The sequence below is a fragment of the Streptomyces sp. NPDC092369 genome (genome assembly GCF_044755245.1).
Classification (GTDB): domain Bacteria; phylum Actinomycetota; class Actinomycetes; order Streptomycetales; family Streptomycetaceae; genus Streptomyces.
In genome coordinates this window covers 518,554-539,983 of record NZ_JBIVQP010000003.1, presented here as the reverse complement: position 1 = coordinate 539,983, position 21,430 = coordinate 518,554, and the positions used below count along the sequence as shown (strand labels likewise).

19 protein-coding genes and 1 tRNA gene are annotated in these 21,430 nt (G+C 69.0%); 18 read left to right on the top strand and 2 right to left on the bottom strand.

All coding sequences use genetic code 11. The features are described 5' to 3' along the window. Nucleotides 1-8 precede the first annotated feature (8 nt). Genes ACIQI8_RS19320 through ACIQI8_RS19305 form a run of 4 tightly spaced genes read left to right on the top strand, consistent with a single transcriptional unit; the run spans nucleotide 9 to nucleotide 3,643 of the window. Nucleotides 9-824, top strand: coding sequence for a bifunctional DNA primase/polymerase (locus ACIQI8_RS19320; protein ID WP_402351703.1), 816 nt, complete (start codon nucleotides 9-11; stop codon nucleotides 822-824). Continuing rightward, entirely contained in the window at nucleotides 821-1,996 is a 1,176-nt protein-coding gene (locus ACIQI8_RS19315) for an AAA family ATPase (RefSeq protein ID WP_402351700.1), read from the top strand. The genes ACIQI8_RS19320 and ACIQI8_RS19315 overlap by 4 nt, the downstream gene beginning before the upstream one ends. A gap of 4 nt (nucleotides 1,997-2,000) precedes the next feature. Further along, nucleotides 2,001-2,171 carry an AlpA family transcriptional regulator gene (locus ACIQI8_RS19310; RefSeq protein WP_203618518.1) on the top strand — a complete coding sequence of 57 codons (171 nt, stop codon included), beginning with the start codon at nucleotides 2,001-2,003 and terminating at the stop codon, nucleotides 2,169-2,171. Continuing rightward, nucleotides 2,168-3,643: a tyrosine-type recombinase/integrase gene (locus tag ACIQI8_RS19305; protein WP_402351697.1), complete on the top strand. Its 1,476-nt coding sequence runs from the start codon at nucleotides 2,168-2,170 to the stop codon at nucleotides 3,641-3,643. Before ACIQI8_RS19310 ends, ACIQI8_RS19305 begins: the two co-directional genes overlap by 4 nt. A 90-nt stretch (nucleotides 3,644-3,733) precedes the next feature. On the opposite strand, the gene ACIQI8_RS19300 is transcribed toward ACIQI8_RS19305, so the two are convergent. Together ACIQI8_RS19300 and ACIQI8_RS19295 are read right to left on the bottom strand one after the other, a co-directional pair. Further along, a complete protein-coding gene (locus ACIQI8_RS19300) occupies nucleotides 3,734-4,543 on the bottom strand; it encodes a DUF4231 domain-containing protein (RefSeq protein WP_402351694.1) in 810 nt (269 codons plus the stop codon). A gap of 248 nt (nucleotides 4,544-4,791) precedes the next feature. After that, nucleotides 4,792-4,863 (bottom strand) — tRNA-Arg (locus tag ACIQI8_RS19295). 177 nt (nucleotides 4,864-5,040) lie between these two features. On the opposite strand from ACIQI8_RS19295, the gene ACIQI8_RS19290 reads away from it, so the two are divergent. The 14 genes from ACIQI8_RS19290 (at nucleotide 5,041) to glyA (ending at nucleotide 21,386) form a co-directional block, all read left to right on the top strand. Next, nucleotides 5,041-5,547 carry a response regulator gene (locus ACIQI8_RS19290; protein ID WP_402351691.1) on the top strand — a complete coding sequence of 169 codons (507 nt, stop codon included), beginning with the start codon at nucleotides 5,041-5,043 and terminating at the stop codon, nucleotides 5,545-5,547. Between the two features lie 315 nt (nucleotides 5,548-5,862). Continuing rightward, complete coding sequence (nrtL, locus tag ACIQI8_RS19285) at nucleotides 5,863-7,050, top strand: ArgS-related anticodon-binding protein NrtL (protein WP_402351688.1); 1,188 nt, start codon at nucleotides 5,863-5,865, stop codon at nucleotides 7,048-7,050. Nucleotides 7,051-7,164: 114 nt separating this feature from the next. Then, nucleotides 7,165-8,556, top strand: a complete 1,392-nt coding sequence (lysA, locus tag ACIQI8_RS19280) for a diaminopimelate decarboxylase (RefSeq protein WP_402351685.1) — start codon at nucleotides 7,165-7,167, stop codon at nucleotides 8,554-8,556. A gap of 176 nt (nucleotides 8,557-8,732) precedes the next feature. Further along, complete coding sequence (locus ACIQI8_RS19275) at nucleotides 8,733-10,031, top strand: homoserine dehydrogenase (RefSeq protein WP_402353995.1); 1,299 nt, start codon at nucleotides 8,733-8,735, stop codon at nucleotides 10,029-10,031. A gap of 6 nt (nucleotides 10,032-10,037) precedes the next feature. Next, nucleotides 10,038-11,096 (top strand): threonine synthase, encoded by a 1,059-nt coding sequence (thrC, locus tag ACIQI8_RS19270; protein ID WP_123997740.1) that lies wholly within the window; start codon nucleotides 10,038-10,040, stop codon nucleotides 11,094-11,096. Between the two features lie 349 nt (nucleotides 11,097-11,445). After that, entirely contained in the window at nucleotides 11,446-12,375 is a 930-nt protein-coding gene (gene thrB, locus ACIQI8_RS19265) for a homoserine kinase (RefSeq protein ID WP_402351682.1), read from the top strand. A 416-nt stretch (nucleotides 12,376-12,791) separates the two neighbouring features. Continuing rightward, a complete protein-coding gene (gene rho, locus ACIQI8_RS19260; RefSeq protein ID WP_402351679.1) occupies nucleotides 12,792-14,834 on the top strand; it encodes a transcription termination factor Rho in 2,043 nt (680 codons plus the stop codon). Nucleotides 14,835-15,121: 287 nt separating this feature from the next. Beyond that, on the top strand, nucleotides 15,122-16,228 hold the full coding sequence (locus ACIQI8_RS19255) for an LCP family protein (RefSeq protein ID WP_402351676.1): 1,107 nt from the start codon (nucleotides 15,122-15,124) through the stop codon (nucleotides 16,226-16,228). A 170-nt stretch (nucleotides 16,229-16,398) separates the two neighbouring features. After that, nucleotides 16,399-16,623 (top strand): 50S ribosomal protein L31, encoded by a 225-nt coding sequence (rpmE, locus tag ACIQI8_RS19250; RefSeq protein ID WP_019073185.1) that lies wholly within the window; start codon nucleotides 16,399-16,401, stop codon nucleotides 16,621-16,623. A 106-nt stretch (nucleotides 16,624-16,729) separates the two neighbouring features. Further along, nucleotides 16,730-17,806 (top strand): peptide chain release factor 1, encoded by a 1,077-nt coding sequence (gene prfA, locus ACIQI8_RS19245; RefSeq protein WP_402351671.1) that lies wholly within the window; start codon nucleotides 16,730-16,732, stop codon nucleotides 17,804-17,806. 42 nt (nucleotides 17,807-17,848) lie between these two features. Beyond that, nucleotides 17,849-18,694 carry a peptide chain release factor N(5)-glutamine methyltransferase gene (prmC, locus tag ACIQI8_RS19240; protein WP_123997735.1) on the top strand — a complete coding sequence of 282 codons (846 nt, stop codon included), beginning with the start codon at nucleotides 17,849-17,851 and terminating at the stop codon, nucleotides 18,692-18,694. A 55-nt stretch (nucleotides 18,695-18,749) separates the two neighbouring features. Further along, complete coding sequence (locus ACIQI8_RS19235; RefSeq protein WP_402351668.1) at nucleotides 18,750-19,397, top strand: L-threonylcarbamoyladenylate synthase; 648 nt, start codon at nucleotides 18,750-18,752, stop codon at nucleotides 19,395-19,397. Next, nucleotides 19,394-20,074, top strand: coding sequence for a protein-tyrosine-phosphatase (locus tag ACIQI8_RS19230; protein ID WP_402351665.1), 681 nt, complete (start codon nucleotides 19,394-19,396; stop codon nucleotides 20,072-20,074). Before ACIQI8_RS19235 ends, ACIQI8_RS19230 begins: the two co-directional genes overlap by 4 nt. A 70-nt stretch (nucleotides 20,075-20,144) precedes the next feature. Further along, complete coding sequence (glyA, locus tag ACIQI8_RS19225; RefSeq protein WP_402351662.1) at nucleotides 20,145-21,386, top strand: serine hydroxymethyltransferase; 1,242 nt, start codon at nucleotides 20,145-20,147, stop codon at nucleotides 21,384-21,386. Nucleotides 21,387-21,430 lie beyond the last annotated feature (44 nt).

Here is a 21,430-nt window from a genome sequence, read left to right as displayed (position 1 = left end):
CGCCGATCATGTTCGCGGTCGAACCTGCGCCCACCCGTCACGAGTTGACCGATCGCGGCCCGGGGACGTCCGTCGGTATCGCCACCGGCCCCTCCACCCTGGTCGTCGTCGACCTGGACATGCCCAAGGACCCGGACGACACCCCGCCGGCCGCGTGGACGCATCCCGACATCCGCGACGGCGTCGGCGTGTTCTTCGCCCTGCGCGAGCGCTACGACGGGGACGGTCCGCTCGTCACGTGCGCGCCGCACAACGGCTTCCGCGAACTGCTGCCCGCAGCGCACATCGTGAAGACCCCCAGCGGCGGCACGCACCTGTACTACGACGCACCCGAGGGCGAGCCGCCGCGCAACACCGCGGGCAAACTCGGCTGGAAGGTCGACACCCGCGCGGCCGGCGGCTACGTCGTCGCCGCGGGCAGCATCGTCAACGGCCGCCCCTACACGACCGTTCACGACGCTCCCGTCGCCGTGCTGCCCAACTGGCTCACCGCGTTGCTGCGTCCTGCGCCGCTGCCGCCGCAACGGCCCGTGGTCATCGCGCTCGCCGCGCACGACCGGCGCACCGCGTTCCTGCGTTCGGCCGTCGACGGCGAGGTGACACGGGTCCTCAACTCCGGCCCCCACCAGCACAACAAGGCGCTCTACGTCGCCTCTGTGGCACTGGGACAGTTGGCCGCCGGGGGAGAGCTGACCGAGCACGACGTCACCGGCTGGCTCCTAGACGCCGCGCTCAATGTCGGCCAGGGCGAGGGCGAGGCACGCCGCACCATCGCCTCCGGACTGCGCGCCGGCGCCAACCGGCCCCGGAAGGTCGCGGCATGAGCGCCAACCCCATCCCCCCACTGCACCTGTACTCCGTCCCCACCGACCCCCAACCGGCCCCACCGGAGCTGACCAGGCGGGAGCGCCCGCGCACCGCATGGACTGCGGACCAGCTCATGGCTGCGGACTTCCCCGAGCCCAAGTGGGCGGTGCCCGGCATCCTCGCGGAAGGCGTCAGCCTGCTCGCCGGACCGCCCAAGGTAGGCAAGTCCTGGCTCTCCCTCGGACTCGCCCTCGCGGTTGCCTCCGGCGGACACGCCTTCGACACCCTGCCAGTCGACAGCGGCCCCGTGCTCTACCTCGCCCTGGAAGACACCCCGCGCCGTCTGAAGACCCGCATGGGCAAGATGCTCGGGGGCCAACCGGCCCCGGCCGGGCTGACGTTGGTCACCGAATGCCCACCCTTCCCCCAGGGCGGCAGCGAGGCCATCGCCGGGTGGCTGGAGCGCAACCCGGACGCTCGCATGGTCGTCATCGACGTGTTCGCCAAGATGCGCGGCCAAGCACCTCAGGGTGTGTCCGCCTACGACGCGGACTACGTCTCCGTCGGCTACGCCAAGCGGATCGCGGACTACTACGGCATCGCCGTGGTGCTCGTTCACCACGTCCGCAAGGCAGGCTCGGACGACTTCCTGACCGAGGTGTCCGGCACCAACGGCATCGCCGGAGCAGCAGACGCCACCCTCGTACTCAAGCGGGCGCGCGGGCAGGCGGACGGCATCCTGCACGTCACCGGACGCGACGTCGACGAAGCCGAGTACGCGCTTCTGTTCCAAGCCGCGTCCGGCGCCTGGCAGATGCTCGATGGACCGGTCACCGACCACACCATCGGCGACACCCGCGCGGCCATCCTCCGGCACGTCCGCGCCCACCCCGGCACCCGGCCCAAGGACATCGTCGCCGCACTGCCGCAGCTCGATGCCGACAACGTCCGCCGTACCTGCTCCCGCATGGTTACGGACGGACAGCTCACCAAGGACGGCGCCGGCCGCTACTACCCAGATACCGAGACCAGGACAGAGGGCACACCGGGGGTGTCTCATCTGTCCGACTGTCCCAACATGCCCCCCGACCTGCACGAAGGGGTGGGACAGCCGGAATCGGGACTGTCCCACCTGTCCGACTCCCGTTCCGCTGGTGAGAACCCGGAGGGAACCGACCGTGGCGCGTGACGAGATGCTCACGATTTCCCAGGTCATCGAGGAAATCGGCGTACCTCTGTCGACCTTCTACCGCTGGCGGCAGACGAGGAAAGGCCCGAAAGCCATCAAGCTCCCGAACGGCTCCGTTCGCATCCGTCGTTCGGAACTGGAGCGCTGGATTGCTGCTCTGGAGGAAGCCGCGTGAACCATCGCAGGACCAGTTCAATTCCGGGCGCCCGCGAAGGCGAGCGCCCGACCGCGCCCGAAGAGCCAACAGTCTCCACCGACGTCCGGGTGTGGAAAGTCAGCAAGATCTCCAGCAAGACGGCGCCGTACCAGCTCCGTTGGAAGGTCGCTGGGAAGGTGCGCCACGCGACGTTCACGACGTCGGCTCTTGCCGAGAGCCGCCGGTCTGAATTGTGGCACGCCATGCGCAAGGGCGAGGCTTTCGACGTAGAAACCGGCCTTCCTGAATCTGAGGTCCGAGCGGCGGCAGAGAAAGCGAAGGAGAACACTCGACCAGACCCGTCGTGGTGGGAATTCGTCCGAGAGTACATGGGAGTTCGTTGGCGCACTGCCGCCGCGAAGACCCGTGAGGGACTGGCTGACAGCCTCGCTACCGCAGCGCTCGGCATGATGGGGGAGAACCCGGGGGCGCCGGAGTTGGAGGACGTACGGCGCGCGGTGCGTTGGGCGGTCGTGCCCAGCCACAAGGACGAAGAGCCCCCGCCGGACCTGGAAAAGGCCTGTGCGTGGCTGTCGACTCATGCGCTCCATCTTTCGGCTCTAGGGGAGCCCAGAGTCGTTCGGGACGTCCACTATCGGCTGTCGTTCCGACTGGACGACAAGCCGGCGGCAACGGACACATATAGGCGTCGTCGCCGCGGTTTCAACACGGCAATGGAGTACGCGATTCAGGAGGGGTATCTGGACGCAAACCCGCTTGCGGGATTGAAGCGTCCCACCTCTCCGGGGAGCGACAAAGTAGACCGTCGGGTCCTGGTCAACGAGACGCAGGGGAGGCAACTCCTCTTGGCTGTCTCGTATGTCGGTTCCGTTCACCGCAACAGAGGGAGGCGCCTTGTCGCATTCTTTGGATGCATCCTGTACGCGGCGATGCGGCCGGCGGAAGTGGTCGGACTCAGGCTGGCTGACTGTCATCTCCCCGAAACGGGGTGGGGGACTCTGACCCTCCGCGAGACGCGCCCGATCTCAGGCAAGAGTTGGACGGACTCGGGAGATCGTCACGATAGGCGAGGGCTGAAATCACGCGAGCCTGGTGAAGACCGGCCAGTACCGATTCCGCCCGTGCTCGTTGCGATGCTCCGGGCCCACCTCAAGGAATTCGGCACCGCCAAGGACGGACGGCTCTTCCCGAACGAGCGAGGAGATCTGCTTGGCACGTCCAGCTACTGGCGGGTGTGGCAGGAAGCCCGACCGCTGGCACTACCGCTCGACAAGGTGGACTCACCCTTGGCCCGGAAGCCGTACCACCTGCGGGCCACGTGCATCACGAACTGGCTCCGCGCCGGCCTTCCGGTAGCCGAGGTGGCCCGCCGTGCGGGCAACTCGCCAGAGGTCATTCATCGTCGCTACGCGGGCGTCATCGACGACAGCGAGGGGGAGAATAACAAAAGGATCGAAAAAACCATGGGATGGGACCAAGAGTACAGGTAGCGCTTTCGTCCGAGTTCCCAGTCATTGAGCTTCCTGCAAATAGAGGAGCGGGACCCGAAGGGACGGGTTCCGCTCCCGCAGGTGCTGTCACTATGTTGCCTGATTGCGTTGAGGTGATGCCTCGGGAGGCTGTTCCAGTTGGAGTTCTTTCTTGCGTTGTTCTTCTCGTAGTCGCTCGACTTCCTCGGCGAAAGTTGCAGACGCCTCCTCATGGGAAAGGTTCTTGTAACGTCTGATCCTCAAAGAATACGCCGCAAGTTCGAGGTCGATTGAATCTGCAGTTTGTTGGAGGTTGAGGCTTCGTTCACGGAATTTGAAGTAAGAGATGATTCCGGCAGAGATGCTGACGAACGCACTGACGGCCACTGCGAACCAACTCCAGAAGCCCTGTTCGGCTGATGCTGTGGTGCTGACAGACGTGAGGATCGAACCAATGATTACGGTGAGCTGGAAGAGATTGTGCCTGCTGCGATACTTCTCTGCGCTTCTCCTGTATTCGTCTCGGTATGAGGGGATGCTCTCGAAGTAGGCGTGAAAGGCGCTAGGTATAGATTGTTGATCAGGGTCCCCAGCTTGAAGTGATCGGCGCTCCGCTTCGAGTTTTCGCAGCTCTACTAGGGTTTCTGAAATTTTCCCTCTGCGGTGATTTGCCCACCAGGCAGAGGAAAGGATTGAAGCGCCAACGGCTATACACCCGTAAATATTAAGCCCAGACTGGCCGGATTTGATATCTGACCAGTCGATCGCAAAATTAGCGCCGACCAGGAGAGCTGTCAGGGCAGTATTCCCTGCAAACATCCATAGGAGCGTCAGGCGTCTGAAGAACTGAAGCTGTGTGAGGGTTGCTTCGACCTCGATGATCTTCTGTTCGGTCGAGAGCAGGGTTTCTGCTGCAGCCACGTGCCCCCCGTGGTTCGTCGTGCTTGCTCATGCACTGCCGCTGTGGCGAGATGATCAGGCTACTCGCGAAGCCTCTGAGGAGGGGGAGGCCGAAGTGGTCATCCCTGCTTCGTAGGCGCCCACACGCTCCTCACACGCGAACCGTGAGAGACAACGAGAAAGAGCGGGAGTCAGTGAGACTGACTCCCGCTCTCTCATGTCGGCATCCGCACAGGTCAGAGCATGATTCTTGCTGCTTGACTGGCGAGTGCCCCCGGCAGGATTCGAACCTGCGCACACGGCTCCGGAGGCCGTTGCTCTATCCCCTGAGCTACGGGGGCGTGTCGGCGGCGCGGTGTGCGCTGCGACGGGTTGAACACTACCAGCTCCCCCGGGGTGTTCATGAACGGGTTTCCCGGGGTCGGGGCGGCGTCGGGGCGCCGACCCCGCGTCCCCCGCACGGGGTGGAAGTGGGGAAAACCCGGACGCGGTGGCCGGTCCGGACCTACTCTCGAGTTGTGCCAGGCGCGTCGGGCCGGGTTCTTGTTGTGGACGACAACAAGGTCATCCGGCAGTTGATCAGGGTCAATCTCGAGCTTGAGGGTCTCGAGGTCGTGACCGCGGCCGATGGTGCCGAGTGTCTGGATGTCATTCATCAAGTGCGGCCCGATGTGGTCACCCTGGACGTGGTCATGCCCCGGTTGGACGGGCTCAGGACTGCGGCTCGGCTGCGTTCCGACCCGCGGACCCGTGAGTTGCCCCTCGCCATCATCAGCGCCTGTACCCAGTACGAGGTCGAGAGCGGCCTCGACGTCGGCGTCGACGCCTTTCTCGCCAAGCCCTTCGAGCCCGCCGAACTCGTACGCCTCGTCCAGGAGTTGATCGAGCGGAAACGGAGTGGGCGGAGTGGGCGAAGCGGGTGGGACGGGTCGAGCGAGCCGGACGGGGAAGACGCGGTCGGCGGGGGCGGCGGGCTGGGGAGCGCCTTCGGGGCCGTCGGTGAGGCCGAGCGCGCCAGTAGTTAGTAGTTCAGTAGCTAGAGGCCGAGCGCGCCAGTAGCCAGTAGTTAGTAGGCCGGTAGTTAGTAGGCGAGTCGTTCGTCGTTGTTGAGTAGTGGTGCGCTGGGTCGGTGCCGGGGTCCGCGTCACTGTTCCCGCAGTAGCTCCGTGCTCGGTGTGACCCGGACCGGGCGGCGGGTGCTGCTGGCCCCGTCCCGCAGCGAGCGCGTTGCTCCCCGACCTGCCGGACGCCTCACCTCCGCGCCACCACCCCGTCCACATCCCGGGACCCCACCCAAACCGGCTCGCCTACCCACCCCCCTCCTCCCATACGCTTGTCCCGTGACCCCCGTCGAGCTCTCCCGTACCGTGCTGCGCGCGGTGCGTCGTGCTGTTGACGAGGGGGAACTGGAGGTGGCGGTGCCGGAGCGGGCCGTGGTGACCGCGCCCGGTCCCGGGGGCTGTGGCGACTACGCCACGAATATCGCCCTGCAGCTCGCCCGCCCCGCGGGGCAGCCGCCCCGGCGCGTGGCCGAGATCCTGCGACCGCATCTCATCGAGAATGCCGGCGTCGCCGATGTCGTCGTCACCGGGCCCGGGTTCATCAACATCAGCCTGCGGGACGCGGCGGACGGCGCCGCCGCTCTCGTCGAGGAGATCCTGCGCGCCGGCCCGCGGTACGGGCACGGTGACGCCCTCGCCGGGCAGGTCATCGAGTTGCGCATTCCGTACGACGTCCGTGCCGAGGTCGTCGCCGACGCGATCGTGCGGATCGTCGCCGCGCAGGGCGGCCGCGTCGAGGTCGACCACGGTGAACCTGTCAATCTCCGACCCGTCCCCGCGCCCGAGGACCCCGCCCCGCTCGGCCCCGATGCCGCCCGCTGGGCCCTCCTCCATCCCGCCGCCCACGACCGGCCCCGCATCACCGCCGACCACCTGGTGCAGCGCGCGAGCAACCCCCTCTTCCGGGTCCGTTACGCCTACGCCCGCACCCGTGCCCTCACCCGCAACGCCACCACCCTCGGCTTCACCGCCGACCCCGCCGCCATCTCCACCGCCCTCGGCCTCGACGTCGCGGCACCTGGCAGCGACTCCTTCCTAGGCGAGGCACCTTCTTCCCTAACCGCCGGTGCGGCCACTACCAACCCCGGGCCGGATGCCGCCGCCCCCGGGACTGCCACCACCCCTGCCGGCGGCGCGCCGCTTCCTGCCGTCTCCGGTTCCGCGCCCGTCCCATATGACCTCCCTCCTTCCCTCACCCCCGCCCACACCACCCCCCTCCTAACCGCCCTGGCCGCCCACCCCACCGCCCTCACCCGCGCCGCCGCCCACCGCGCCCCCGATCGTCTCGCCCGGCATCTCGTCACCGTCGCCGATGCCACGCTCGCTTTTGTGCCCACCGTGCTGCCGTTCGGGGACGAGAAACCCTCGGCCGCCCATCGCGCCCGGCTCGCGCTCGCCGAAGCCGCCGGGGCGGTGCTCGCCGGTGGCCTGTCCCTGCTCGGCATCGATGCACCAGATCACCTCTGACCGACGTACCCGATCACCTTGGCCGACGTACCCGATCACCTTGACCGACGTACTCGATCACCCAGATCGACGCACCCGTCACCTCTGAGAGAGCCACGAGAGAGCCACACAGTCATGAGCCGTTCCGCACACCCCGCCGGGCCCCGCCACGCAGACGTCCTCCCCGAGGGGCACTACGCCGCCCCGCCCACCGACCTCAACGCCCTCGACTCCAAGGTGTGGGCGCAGACGGTCACCCGGGACGAGGACGGTGTCGTCGTCGTCGGCGGTATCGACGTCAAGACGCTGGCCGAGGAGTTCGGCACCCCGGCCTACGTCCTCGACGAGGCCGACTTCCGGGCCCGGGCGCGGGCCTGGCGCGGCGCCTTCGGGCACGACGCCGACGTCTTCTACGCCGGCAAGGCGTTCCTGTCGCGTGCCGTCGTGCGGTGGCTCGACGAGGAAGGGCTCAACCTCGACGTCTGCTCCGGCGGCGAACTCGCCACCGCCCTCTCCGCTGGCATGCCCGCCGACCGCATCGCCTTCCACGGCAACAACAAGTCCACCGAGGAGATCCACCGGGCCATCGGCTCCGGTGTCGGGCGGATCGTTCTCGACTCCTTCCAGGAGATCGTGCGCGTCGCCCACATCGCGCAGTCCCTCGGCAAGCGGCAGCGCGTGCAGATTCGTATCACCGTGGGTGTGGAGGCGCACACGCACGAGTTCATCGCCACCGCCCACGAGGACCAGAAGTTCGGGATTCCGCTTGCCGGCGGGCAGGCCGCCGAAGCCGTGCGGCGCGCTCTTCAGTTGGACGGGCTCGAGCTCATCGGGATCCACTCCCACATCGGGTCGCAGATCTTCGACATGTCCGGTTTTGAAGTCGCCGCCCATCGCGTTGTCGGGCTGCTCAAGGACGTTCGGGACGAGCATGGCGTCGAGCTGCCCGAGATCGACCTCGGCGGTGGGCTCGGCATCGCCTACACCAGCGACGACGACCCGCGCGAGCCCCACGAGATCGCCAAGGCGCTCACCGAGATCGTCACCCGCGAGTGCGAATCCGCCAGGCTGCGGACTCCGCGGATCTCCGTCGAGCCGGGGCGTGCCATCGTCGGCCCGACCGCCTTCACGCTCTACGAGGTCGGCACCATCAAGCCCCTCGACGGGCTGCGTACCTACGTCTCCGTCGACGGCGGGATGTCGGACAACATCCGGACCGCGCTGTACGACGCCGAGTACAGCGTCGCCCTCGTCTCCCGCACCTCCGACGCCGAACCCATGCTCGCCCGGGTCGTCGGCAAGCACTGCGAGAGCGGGGACATCGTGGTCAAGGACGCGTTCCTGCCTGCCGACCTGGCACCGGGCGACCTCATCGCCGTACCCGCCACCGGTGCGTACTGCCGGTCCATGGCCAGCAACTACAACCACGTGCTCCGCCCGCCGGTCGTCGCGGTCAACGAAGGCGCCGCGCGGGTCATCGTGCGGCGCGAGACGGAGGAGGACCTGCTGCGGCTCGATGTGGGCTGACGGGAAAGGGGCCGGTGGTCCGGACGTCCACGAGAATTACGGGGCGGAAGATCTCCGGTTTTCCGGGGCCGTAGAAATGAAATCAATGTCTCACGATCCGGACAAAGGACAGAAAGTCCCGTCCGGTGCGTGAGACTGTTCCCACGGTAGACGGTATGAGGAAACGAGGTCGGATGATGCGTACGCGTCCGCTGAAGGTGGCGCTGCTGGGCTGTGGAGTGGTCGGCTCAGAGGTGGCGCGCATCATGACGACGCACGCCGACGACCTGGCTCAGAGGATCGGTGCGCCGCTGGAGCTGGCGGGTGTCGCCGTACGCCGGCCCTCCAAGGTTCGGGACGGGATCGACCCGGGTCTTGTCACCACCGACGCCACCGCCCTCGTCAAGCGTGGGGACATTGATGTCGTGGTGGAGGTGATCGGGGGGATCGAGCCCGCCCGGTCCCTCATCACCACCGCCTTCGAGCACGGCGCCTCCGTCGTCTCCGCCAACAAGGCGCTGCTCGCGCAGGACGGCGCCGCCCTGCACGCGGCGGCCCAGGAGGCCGGCAAGGACCTCTATTACGAGGCCGCCGTCGCCGGCGCCATTCCGCTGATCCGGCCGCTGCGCGAGTCCCTCGCAGGCGACAAGGTCAATCGGGTGCTCGGGATCGTCAACGGGACGACCAACTTCATCCTCGACAAGATGGACTCCACCGGGGCCGGCTATCAGGAGGCCCTCGACGAGGCCACCGCCCTGGGGTACGCGGAAGCCGATCCCACCGCCGATGTCGAAGGGTTCGACGCCGCCGCCAAGGCCGCCATCCTCGCCGGGATCGCCTTCCACACGCGCGTGCGTCTCGACGACGTCTACCGCGAGGGCATGACCGAGGTGACCTCGGCCGACTTCGCCTCCGCCAGGAACATGGGCTGCACCATCAAACTGCTCGCCATCTGCGAGCGGGCGCAGGACGGCGGGTCCGTCACCGCGCGCGTGCATCCCGCGATGATCCCGCTGAGCCACCCCCTCGCCTCCGTGCGCGGCGCCTACAACGCCGTGTTCGTCGAGTCCGACGCGGCCGGGCAGCTCATGTTCTACGGTCCCGGCGCGGGCGGTTCCCCGACCGCCTCCGCCGTGCTCGGCGACCTCGTCGCCGTGTGCCGCAACCGGCTCAACGGCACCACGGGGCCAGGCGAGTCGGCGTATGCCGCCCTGACCGTGTCGCCCATGGGCGATGTCGTCACGCGCTACCACATCAGCCTCGACGTCGCCGACAAACCGGGCGTCCTGGCGCAGGTGGCCACCGTGTTCGCGGAGCACGGGGTGTCGATCGACACCGTGCGCCAGCACGGTCGGCAGGACGGAGACGGCGAGGCCTCTCTCGTCGTCGTCACCCATCGCGCGTCCGACGCCTCCCTCACCGGGACCGTCGAGGCGTTGCGCAAGCTCGACACCGTGCGGGGTGTCGCCAGCATCATGCGGGTTGAAGGAGAGTAACCAGCAATGACCCACCAGTGGCGCGGAATCATCGAGGAGTACCGGGACCGGCTTCCGGTGTCCGACAGCACGGAGGTCGTCTCCCTCCGCGAGGGCGGTACGCCCCTCGTACCCGCGCAGGTGCTCTCCGAGCGCACCGGCTGCGAGGTCCACCTCAAGGTGGAGGGTGCCAATCCCACCGGGTCCTTCAAGGACCGCGGTATGACCATGGCCATCACGCGGGCCAAGGCGGAGGGCGCGCAGGCCGTCATCTGCGCCTCCACCGGCAACACGTCCGCGTCCGCCGCCGCCTACGCGGTGCGCGCCGGGATGGTCTGTGCCGTCCTGGTCCCGCAGGGCAAGATCGCGCTCGGCAAGATGGGCCAGGCCCTCGTGCACGGCGCGAAGATCCTCCAGGTCGACGGCAACTTCGACGACTGCCTCACCCTCGCGCGCGAGCTGAGCGACAACTACCCGGTGGCGCTGGTCAATTCGGTCAACCCGGTGCGCATCGAGGGCCAGAAGACCGCCGCCTTCGAGATCGTCGACATGCTCGGCGACGCGCCCGACATCCACGTCCTCCCGGTCGGCAACGCGGGCAACATCACCGCGTACTGGAAGGGCTACAAGGAGTACGCCGCCGACGGCATCGCCGCCAAGTCGCCCCGCATGTGGGGCTTCCAGGCCTCCGGCTCGGCGCCCATCGTGCGCGGCGAGATCGTCAAGGACCCCTCGACCATCGCCACCGCGATCCGCATCGGCAACCCCGCCTCCTGGCAGTACGCGCTGGCCGCGCGGGACGAGTCCGGCGGCGCCATCGACGAGGTGACGGACCGTGAGATCCTGCGCGCCTACCGGCTGTTGGCCGCGCAGGAGGGTGTTTTCGTGGAGCCCGCGTCGGCCGCTTCGGTCGCCGGTCTGCTGAAGGCGGCCGAGCTGGGCAAGGTCGACCCGGGCCAGACCATCGTGTGCACCGTCACCGGCAACGGCCTCAAGGACCCCGACTGGGCCGTCGCCGGCGCCCCGCAGCCCGTCACCGTCCCGGTCGACGCGGCGACGGCGGCCGAACGCCTCGGGCTGGCGTAACTCCGCACGTCCGAGGGGCCCCTGACGCCGTAGCACCGGCGGAGGGGAGGCCTCCGGGACGCGGCGCGCCAGGGGTTTCCCCCTCGGGGGTGCACAGGGGGCTTACGACACGCATCGTGCGCCTCCTGTGCGCCCTATGTCGCCACAGAACCTTCCTTCGATAGGCTGTACCGAACCCGCCTGATGCATATGCCTCCACGCATGGAGCATGAGGGCGGTGCCGCGCCGTCTCCGCGGCCCGGAGACGGCCCGGCGACGGCCCCAGGGGATTCCCCGTGGGTTTCCCGTACGCATCGAACTCCATCGAATGTCTTCGACAGTCACGCAGCTCAAGGAGAGTCATCGAGCGATGGCCGGTCCAGCCTTCCGCGCCGCCGCCGTCAGGGTGCGCGTCCCCGCCACCAGCGCCAACCTCGGCCCGGGCTTCGACGCCCTGGGCCTCGCGCTGGGGCTCTACGACGACGTGGTCGTCCGCGTGGCCGACTCCGGGCTGCACATCGACATCGCGGGCGAGGGCAGCGAGACGCTGCCCCGCGACGAGAACCACCTTCTGGTACGCGCGCTGCGCACCGCCTTCGACCTGCTCGGCGGACAGCCGCGCGGCCTGGAGATCGTGTGCGCCAACCGCATTCCGCACGGCCGCGGTCTCGGTTCCTCATCCGCCGCGATCTGCGCCGGCATTGTCGCCGCGCGCGCCGTGACCATAGGCGGCGAAGCGCGGCTCGACGACATCGCGCTGTTGGAGCTCGCGACCGAGATCGAGGGCCATCCCGACAATGTGGCGGCCTGTCTGCTCGGCGGATTCACGCTCTCCTGGATGGAGTCCGGCGCCGCCCGCGCCATTTCCATGGAGCCCGCCCATTCCGTCGTTCCGGTGGTTTTCGTGCCCGGAAAGCCGGTGCTCACGGAGACCGCGCGCGGTCTGCTTCCGCGCACCGTGCCGCACGTCGACGCCGCCGCCAACGCGGGCCGTGCCGCGCTGCTCGTCGAGGCCCTCACCAGGCGCCCCGAGCTGCTGCTGGCCGCCACCGAGGACCGGCTCCACCAGGAATATCGCGCTCCGGCCATGCCGGAGAGCGCCGCTCTGGTGGAGCGGCTGCGGGCCGACGGAGTCCCGGCAGTCATCTCCGGAGCAGGACCCACCGTGCTCGCGCTCGTCGACGGGGACAGCGCGGACAAGGTGGCCCATCTGGCGGGCGAGGGGTGGGCCGCCAACCGGCTCGACCTCGACGCCCAAGGCGCGTGCGTACTGCCGCTCGCGGCCTCCGGTGACATCTAGGAGTGCACGGTTGCCGGATTTCGAGAGGGGGAATGTTTGTTGGATCCGGTAGTGTTAATCTCAAGTCTGCACCCGACCCCACCATGGCGAGGTGCTTGTTGTCCCCGTCAGGGACAGACATTCTTCCGGGAGCCTCCCAAGCCGCACTGTGTTCCGTACGACGTACGTGGGCAGTACCTCGTACGCGGGCGCTGAGCGACTTGCCGGGCACGCTCCGGAATCGGTGCTACCGAGCCACGTGACACTGAAACACCGGTGCCACGCCCAGGCTCAGGCAAGTGCCATCCCAGAAATTCCCTCCGCCTGCATTGGCGGACCACCGCCCCGGCACGGTCCACACAGCAAGGACCACTGCCGGACAGCACAACCGGTCGCCGAGCCAGAAGGCCGACGTCCGCTCCAGGGAAGGACCCTTCGTGAGCGACACCACCGATCTGATGGGCGCACGTGTCGAGGAGACCGCTGCCGCGCCCGCCACGGACGCCTCCGCGCCTGCCACCGGTGCCGGCTCCCGGCGGCGCCGCGGTACCGGCCTCGACGGCATGGTGCTGGCCGAGCTGCAGCAGGTCGCCTCGGGCCTCGGAATCAGGGGCACCGCGCGTATGCGCAAGAGCCAGCTGATCGAGGTCATCAAGGAAGCGCAGGCCGGGGGTGCCCCGGCGAAGGCTGCGTCCTCCCCCGCCGGGGAGACCGCCGAGACCAAGCCCAAGCGCCGTGCCACCTCCAAGGCCCGCACGGGCGACGAGGTCGCCCCCGCCGCCGAGAAGGCGGTCGCCGAGGCCCCCGCCGAGAAGGCCGTGGCCCAGCAGCAGATCGAGATTCCCGGCCAGCCCGCGTCCGACGACGCCCCCGCTGAGCGCCGTCGTCGCCGTGCGACCGCCGAGGCCGGCAGCCCCGAGAGCGTCGTCGCCGAGGCGAAGAGCGAGCCGAAGGCCGAGACGCCCGTCCAGGCGCAGCCGCAGGGCGAGGCCAGGGGCGACGCCGACGCGGACGGCCGTCAGGGCCGCCGTGACCGTCGCGACCGTCAGGACCGCGGCGAGCGTGACCGCGGCGGACGCGACCGCGACCGTCGTGGCACCAAGAGCGACGAGCAGCAGGGCGGCCAGGGCCAGCAGCGGCAGGACCGTCAGGACCGCGGGGACCGTCAGCAGCAGGGCGGCGGCGCACGCCAGGACCGCCAGCAGCGGGACAACGGCCCCCAGGACGACGACGACTTCGAGGGCGGTCGGCGCGGCCGGCGCGGTCGCTACCGGGACCGTCGCGGTCGCCGCGGCCGTGACGAGATCGGCGGCACGAGCGAGCCGCAGGTCTCCGACGACGACGTCCTGATCCCCGTCGCGGGCATCCTCGACATCCTCGACAACTACGCGTTCATCCGGACCTCCGGCTACCTGCCGGGCCCGAACGACGTGTACGTCTCCCTCGCCCAGGTCCGCAAGAACGGCCTGCGCAAGGGCGACCACGTCACCGGCGCGGTCCGCCAGCCCAAGGAAGGCGAGCGGCGCGAGAAGTTCAACGCGCTGGTCCGTCTCGACTCCGTCAACGGCATGGCGCCCGAACACGGCCGCGGCCGCCCGGAGTTCAACAAGCTCACGCCGCTCTACCCGCAGGACCGCCTCCGCCTGGAGACGGACCCGGGTGTCCTCACCACGCGCATCATCGACCTGGTGTCGCCGATCGGTAAGGGTCAGCGCGGTCTGATCGTGGCCCCGCCGAAGACCGGCAAGACCATGATCATGCAGGCGATCGCCAACGCGATCACGCACAACAACCCCGAGTGCCACCTGATGGTCGTCCTGGTCGACGAGCGTCCGGAAGAGGTCACCGACATGCAGCGGTCGGTGAAGGGCGAGGTCATCTCCTCGACCTTCGACCGTCCGGCCGAGGACCACACCACGGTCGCGGAGCTGGCCATCGAGCGCGCCAAGCGCCTGGTGGAGCTGGGTCACGACGTCGTCGTCCTGCTCGACTCGATCACGCGTCTGGGCCGTGCGTACAACCTCGCGGCGCCCGCCTCCGGCCGCATTCTGTCCGGTGGTGTCGACTCGACCGCGCTGTACCCGCCGAAGCGGTTCTTCGGTGCGGCGCGCAACATCGAGGACGGCGGTTCGCTGACGATCCTCGCCACCGCGCTCGTCGACACCGGCTCGCGCATGGACGAGGTCATCTTCGAGGAGTTCAAGGGCACGGGTAACGCCGAGCTGAAGCTCGACAGGAAGCTCGCGGACAAGCGGATCTTCCCGGCGGTCGATGTCGACGCGTCCGGTACTCGTAAGGAAGAGATCCTGCTCGGCAGCGATGAGCTGGCGATCACGTGGAAGCTTCGTCGGGTGCTGCACGCGCTTGATCAGCAGCAGGCGATCGAGCTGCTGCTGGACAAGATGAGGCAGACGAAGTCGAACGCCGAGTTCCTGCTGCAGATTCAGAAGACGACGCCCACTCCCGGCAACGGTGACTGACGACGCCCGTCAAGGGAACTGAGGCCGACCCCCGTCATCCATGACGGGGGTCGGCCTTTCTCGTGCGAGATCTTTGCCACAACCGTGGCCGTCGGTGCGGGTTTCCGCAGATATGCCGTTTCGGCGCGAAAGCGCAGGTGAGGGGCGCGTGAGCGCCGCAGGCCCTTACGCACTGTGCCTGAAAGTGTGCGAATCGGGCACATGGTGTTGTGCAACTCTTTGTCGAGTTTCGCCGTCTGACCGGACGGGAGCGACGATGGAGCTGTAAACCGACCCGCGAGGAGCACATGTCCGCCGACAGCACGCCCGAGCCCGACACCGACGGGCCGCGCCACCGCAGGACCCGCGACAAGCGTCGTAAGGGTCTGGTCGTGACGGCCTGGGTCGCCGCGGGCATCGTCGTGCTGGGCGGCACCGGGGCCGGCTATCTGTACTTCAAGCTCAACGGCAACATCAAGAGCGTGAACATCGACCAGGCCCTGGGCAGCGCCCGGCCGACGAAGGTCGACAACGGCTCCGAGAACATCCTCGTGCTGGGCTCCGACTCCCGCTCCGGCGGCAACAAGAAGCTCGGTGGCGGCACGGACGACGGCAGCGCCCGTTCGGACACCGCGATGATCGTGCACGTCTACAAGGGCCACAAGAAGGCCAGCGTGGTCTCCATACCCCGCGACACCCTCATCGACCGGCCCGAGTGCACCGACACCAAGGGCGGTACGCACGATGCCGCGTCCGGCGTCATGTTCAACTCCGCGTACACCACGGGTGGCGCGGCCTGCGCGGTGAAGACCGTCGAGTCCCTCACCGGCATCCGCATGGACCACTACCTGGAAGTCGACTTCAGCGGCTTCGAGAAGCTCATCGACGAGCTGGGCGGCGTTCCGGTCACCACGACCAAGAACATCAGCGACCCCGACAGTCACCTGAACCTGAAGGCCGGCACGCACACGCTGAACGGCGAGCAGGCCCTGGGCCTGGTCCGCACCCGGCACGGCGTCGGCGACGGCTCCGACCTCGGCCGCATCCAGCTCCAGCAGGCCTTCATCAAGGCGCTGGTCAACCAGGTCAAGCACATCGGCGTCTTCACCAGCCCGAAGAAGCTCTACGACCTCGCCAACACCGCCACCAGCGCCGTGACGACCGACTCCGACCTCGGTTCGGTCAACTCGCTGATGTCCTTCGCCAACGGCCTCAAGAGCATCAGCTCCAAGAACATGACCATGGTCACGATGCCGGTCCAGTACGACCCGGCCAACCCCAACCGCGTCATCGTCGAGAAGTCCAAGGCCCAGCAGGTCTGGACGGCCCTGAAGAACGACCAGGCCATCCCGGCAGCGGCCACGAAGGGCACGGCGACAGGCGAGGCCAAGGGCGTCGTGAGCGCCGCCCCGTAGGGGCGCGGGGAACTGCGCGCTCAGCCCCCACGCAGCCGCAGGGGAATAGACCACACCCGCCCCCGGTTTTGGGGGATGGCCCCAGTCCTGGCAGACTGGACAGTCGGCCCCGGTTCACGCCCCGCAAACCCGCGGAGCGACCCGGTGCCCTCCCGAAACTAGGAGACACCTTGAAGCGCGAGATCCACCCCGAGTACGTCGAGACCCAGGTCAGCTGCACCTGTGGCGCGTCGTTCACCACCCGCAGCACGATCACGAGCGGCAACATCCGCGCCGAGGTCTGCTCCGAGTGCCACCCGTTCTACACGGGCAAGCAGAAGATCCTCGACACCGGTGGCCGCGTGGCCCGCTTCGAGGCCCGCTTCGGCAAGGCTGGCGCCGGCTCCAAGAAGTAGCGAGCTTCCATTTCGCCGGTCCACGGCCGCGCCCTCCACAGGCGTGCCGGGACCGGCGTTTTTGGTCGCCCGCCTTCCCTCTTCTTACGTAGTTCAGGAGCCCAAGATGTTCGAGGCCGTCGAGGAACTCGTCGCCGAGCACGCCGACCTGGAGACGAAGCTCGCCGATCCGTCGGTCCACGCCGATCAGGCCAACGCGCGCACGTTGAACAAGCGCTACGCCGAGCTCACCCCGATCGTCGCCACGTACCGCTCCTGGAAGCAGACCGGCGACGACATCGAGACCGCGCGTGAACTCGGCGCCGACGACCCGGAGTTCGCGGCCGAGGTCAAGGAGCTGGAGAAGCACCGCGACGAGCTCACCGAGAAACTGCGGCTGCTGCTCGTGCCGCGTGACCCCAACGACGACAAGGACGTGATCCTTGAGGTCAAGGCGGGGGCCGGCGGTGACGAGTCGGCGCTGTTCGCCGGTGACCTGCTGCGCATGTACCTGCGCTACGCGGAGCGCGTGGGGTGGAAGACCGAGATCATCGACGCCACCGAGTCCGAGCTGGGCGGCTACAAGGACGTCCAGGTCGCCGTGAAGACCAAGGGCGGCAACGGCGCCACCGAGCCCGGACAGGGTGTCTGGGCCCGCCTGAAGTACGAGGGCGGCGTGCACCGCGTGCAGCGCGTGCCGGCGACCGAGTCCCAGGGCCGTATCCACACCAGCGCGGCCGGTGTCCTCGTCACCCCTGAGGCGGAGGAGGTCGACGTCGAGATCAATCCGAACGACCTCCGCATCGACGTCTACCGCTCCTCCGGGCCCGGTGGGCAGTCCGTCAACACGACCGACTCCGCGGTGCGCATCACGCACATTCCCACCGGAGTCGTCGCCTCCTGCCAGAACGAGAAGAGCCAGCTGCAGAACAAGGAGCAGGCGATGCGTATCCTGCGCTCCAGGCTCCTCGCGGCAGCCGTGGAGGAGGCGGAGCGGGAGGCCGCCGACGCCCGCCGCAGCCAGGTCCGCACCGTCGACCGCTCCGAGAAGATCCGCACGTACAACTTCCCGGAGAACCGCCTCTCCGACCACCGCGTCGGCTTCAAGTCGTACAACCTGGACCAGGTCCTGGACGGCGACCTCGACGCGGTGATCCAGGCGTGCGTCGACGCGGACTCCGCCGCCAAGCTCGCGGCGGCGTAAGGCACGCACGTACGCACGACCCAGTACGACACGGAGGAATGCGTGAACCTGCTGCTCGCAGAGGTGGCACAGGCCACCCAGCGGCTGGCCGACGCCGGCGTGCCCTCGCCGCGCAACGACGCGGAGGAGCTCGCCGCGTTCGTGCACGGTGTGAAGCGGGGCGAGCTGCACTCCGTCAAGGACTCGGACTTCGACGCCCGCTACTGGGAGGTCATCGCCCGGCGGGAGCAGCGCGAACCGCTGCAGCACATCACCGGCCGGGCCTACTTCCGCTATCTGGAACTCCAGGTCGGGCCGGGTGTGTTCGTGCCCAGGCCCGAGACCGAGTCCGTGGTCGGCTGGGCCATAGACGCCGTGCGCGCCATGGACGTCGTGGAGCCCCGCATCGTCGACCTGTGCACCGGCTCCGGCGCCATCGCGCTGGCCCTGGCCCAGGAGGTCCCGCGCTCGCGCGTGCACGCCGTGGAGCTGTCCGAGGACGCCCTCGCCTGGACCCGCAAGAACGTCCAGGGCTCCCGCGTCGACCTGCGCCAGGGCAACGCCCTGGACGCCTTCCCCGACCTCGACGGCCATGTCGACCTGGTCATCTCCAACCCGCCCTACATCCCGCTCACCGAGTGGGAGTACGTGGCCATCGAGGCACGGGACTACGATCCCGAACTCGCCCTGTTCTCGGGGGAGGACGGCCTCGACCTGATCCGCGGCATCGAGCGCACCGCGCACCGGCTGCTGCGCCCGGGCGGTGTCGTCGTCATCGAGCACGCCGACACCCAGGGCGGCCAGGTGCCGTGGATCTTCACCGAGGAGCGGGGCTGGGCCGACGCGGCCGATCACCCCGACCTCAACAACCGCCCGCGCTTCGCCACCGCCCGCAGGGCGATGCCGTGAGTTCCGCCCCGACTTTCGACCCGCAGCAGTACGTGTACGAGGAGGCCCGCTAGATATGGCACGGCGATACGACACCAACGACGCGACCGACCGCACGACCGGTCTGCGCGAGGCCGCGTCCGCCGTCCGCCGTGGCGAGCTCGTGGTCCTCCCGACCGACACGGTGTACGGCATCGGCGCGGACGCCTTCACCTCGGAGGCCGTCGCCGACCTGCTGGAGGCCAAGGGCCGGGGCCGCAACATGCCCACGCCCGTCCTCATCGGCTCCCCGAACACCCTGCACGGCCTCGTCACGGACTTCTCCGAGCTGGCCTGGGAGCTGGTCGACGCCTTCTGGCCGGGCGCCCTCACGCTCGTCGCCAAGCACCAGCCGTCCCTGCAGTGGGACCTGGGGGACACCCGGGGCACGGTCGCCGTCCGCATGCCGCTGCACCCCGTCGCCATCGAACTGCTCACCGAGGTCGGCCCGATGGCCGTCTCCTCCGCCAACCTGACCGGCCACCCGGCGCCGGAGGACTGTGACGCCGCGCAGGAGATGCTCGGCGACTCCGTCTCCGTCTACCTCGACGGCGGCCCGACCCCGGGCAACGTGCCGTCCTCCATCGTCGACGTCACCGGCCCGGTGCCGGTGCTGCTGCGCGCGGGCGCGCTGTCGGCCGAGGAGCTGAGGAAGGTCGTACCCGACCTCGAGGTGGCGAATTGACGGCCCCTGAAGCGGGGCGTGGCATAGGCAACGGGGAACGCGCCACGGAGATCACGACGACGTTCGTCGGGCTCCCGCGCGACAGCTTCCGCATCCTCCACGTCAGCACCGGAAACGTATGCCGCTCGCCCATCACCGAGCGGCTGACCCGGCATTACGTGAAGCAGCGGCTCGGCATCCTGGGCGGCGGGCTGATCGTGGAGAGCGCGGGCACCTGGGGTCACGAGGGCGCGCCCATGGAGGCCAACGCGGAGGCGGTCCTGGCCGACTTCGGCGCGGACGCCTCCGGCTTCGTCGGCCGCGAGCTGCTCGACGAGCACGTCATCAGGGCCGACCTGGTGCTGACCGCGACCCGCGACCACCGTCAGCAGGTCATCTCCATGGGCCACTCCGCGGGCCTGCGCACCTTCACGCTGAAGGAGTTCACCCGCCTGGTGCGGGCGATAGACACCGCGACCCTGCCGCCCCTGGAGGACGGCGTGGTCCTCCGCGCGCGTGCCCTGGTCCGCGCGGCCGCCGCCCTGCGCGGCTGGCTCCTGGCCCCGACCGCCGAGGCGGACGAGGTCTACGACCCCTACGGCGCGCCGCTGACGTTCTTCCGCTCCATCGGGGACGAGATACACCAGGCCGTGGATCCGGTCGTCACGGCGCTCACCGGCGTCTCCGCGCGCACGTAACGGCCGCGCACCCCGTCGGCCCCGGGCCTACATTGGACGTACGTCATCCTCGACGCCCCCGGAGCCCATCATGGCGGTCATCCACACCCTTGAGGCCACGGACGTCCTGCGTCGCCAGGACCCGGAGCTCGCCGAGATCCTGCTCGGGGAACAGGAGCGGCAGTCGACGACGCTCCAGCTGATCGCCGCCGAGAACTTCACCTCGCCCGCCGTGCTCGCCGCACTCGGCTCACCCCTGGCCAACAAGTACGCCGAGGGCTACCCGGGCGCCCGCCACCACGGCGGCTGCGAGATCGTCGACGTCGCCGAACGGGTCGCCGTCGACCGCGCGAAGGCCCTGTTCGGCGCCGAGCACGCCAACGTCCAGTCCCACTCGGGCTCCTCGGCCGTCCTCGCCGCCTACGCCGCCCTGCTGCGCCCCGGCGACACCGTCCTCGCCCTCGGCCTGCCCTACGGCGGCCACCTCACGCACGGTTCGCCCGCCAACTTCTCCGGCCGCTGGTTCGACTTCGTCGGCTACGGGGTGGACGCGGAGACCGGCCTCATCGACTACGACCAGGTCCGTGCCCTGGCCCGTACGCATCGCCCGAAGGCGATCGTGTGCGGCTCGATCGCCTATCCGCGGCACATCGACTACGCCCTCTTCCGCGAGGTCGCCGACGAGGTGGGCGCCTATCTCATCGCCGACGCGGCCCACCCCATCGGGCTCGTCGCCGGGGGAGCGGCGCCCAATCCGGTGCCGTACGCCGATGTCGTCTGTGCCACCACCCACAAGGTGCTGCGCGGGCCGCGCGGCGGGATGCTGCTGTGCGGCGCGGAGCTCGCGGGGCGGGTGGACCGGGCCGTGTTCCCCTTCACACAGGGCGGGGCGCAGATGCACACCATCGCCGCGAAGGCGGTCGCGTTCGGGGAGGCGGCAACACCGGCGTTCACCGCGTACGCCCATCAGGTGGTCGCCAATGCGAGGGTACTGGCGGCCGCTCTGGCGGCTGAGGGCCTTGTCGTGACGACCGGCGGGACGGACACCCACCTGATCACCGCCGACCCCGCGCCCCTCGGCATCGAGGGCCGGGCCGCACGCGGCCGGCTCGCCGCGGCCGGGCTGGTCCTGGACTGCTGCGCGCTCCCGCACGGCGACGGACGGGGACTGCGCCTGGGCACGGCGGCCCTGACCACGCAGGGCATGGGGGAGAAGGAGATGGCGTACGTGGCGGCGCTGATGGCGCGGGTGCTGCGCGGGGAGACCGAGAGCCAGAAGGCGCGTGACGAGGTGCGTGAGCTGGCGGGTAGATTTCCTCCGTACAGCGGCTGAGCGGGGGTACACGCACCTGCGTACACCTGGGTGCAATCCGCGTG

Excerpts from the sequence above, each read along its gene's own strand:
- thrC (WP_123997740.1), top strand. The coding sequence starts at position 10,038 with ATGACCCACCAGTGGCGCGGAATCATCGAGGAGTACCGGGACCGGCTT.
- ACIQI8_RS19255 (WP_402351676.1), top strand. The coding sequence starts at position 15,122 with ATGTCCGCCGACAGCACGCCCGAGCCCGACACCGACGGGCCGCGCCAC.
- ACIQI8_RS19320 (WP_402351703.1), top strand. The coding sequence starts at position 9 with ATGTTCGCGGTCGAACCTGCGCCCACCCGTCACGAGTTGACCGATCGC.
- lysA (WP_402351685.1), top strand. The coding sequence starts at position 7,165 with ATGAGCCGTTCCGCACACCCCGCCGGGCCCCGCCACGCAGACGTCCTC.
- glyA (WP_402351662.1), top strand. The coding sequence starts at position 20,145 with ATGGCGGTCATCCACACCCTTGAGGCCACGGACGTCCTGCGTCGCCAG.
- prfA (WP_402351671.1), top strand. The coding sequence starts at position 16,730 with ATGTTCGAGGCCGTCGAGGAACTCGTCGCCGAGCACGCCGACCTGGAG.
- ACIQI8_RS19235 (WP_402351668.1), top strand. The coding sequence starts at position 18,750 with ATGGCACGGCGATACGACACCAACGACGCGACCGACCGCACGACCGGT.
- thrB (WP_402351682.1), top strand. The coding sequence starts at position 11,446 with ATGGCCGGTCCAGCCTTCCGCGCCGCCGCCGTCAGGGTGCGCGTCCCC.
- ACIQI8_RS19275 (WP_402353995.1), top strand. The coding sequence starts at position 8,733 with ATGCGTACGCGTCCGCTGAAGGTGGCGCTGCTGGGCTGTGGAGTGGTC.
- ACIQI8_RS19310 (WP_203618518.1), top strand. The coding sequence starts at position 2,001 with ATGCTCACGATTTCCCAGGTCATCGAGGAAATCGGCGTACCTCTGTCG.
- ACIQI8_RS19315 (WP_402351700.1), top strand. The coding sequence starts at position 821 with ATGAGCGCCAACCCCATCCCCCCACTGCACCTGTACTCCGTCCCCACC.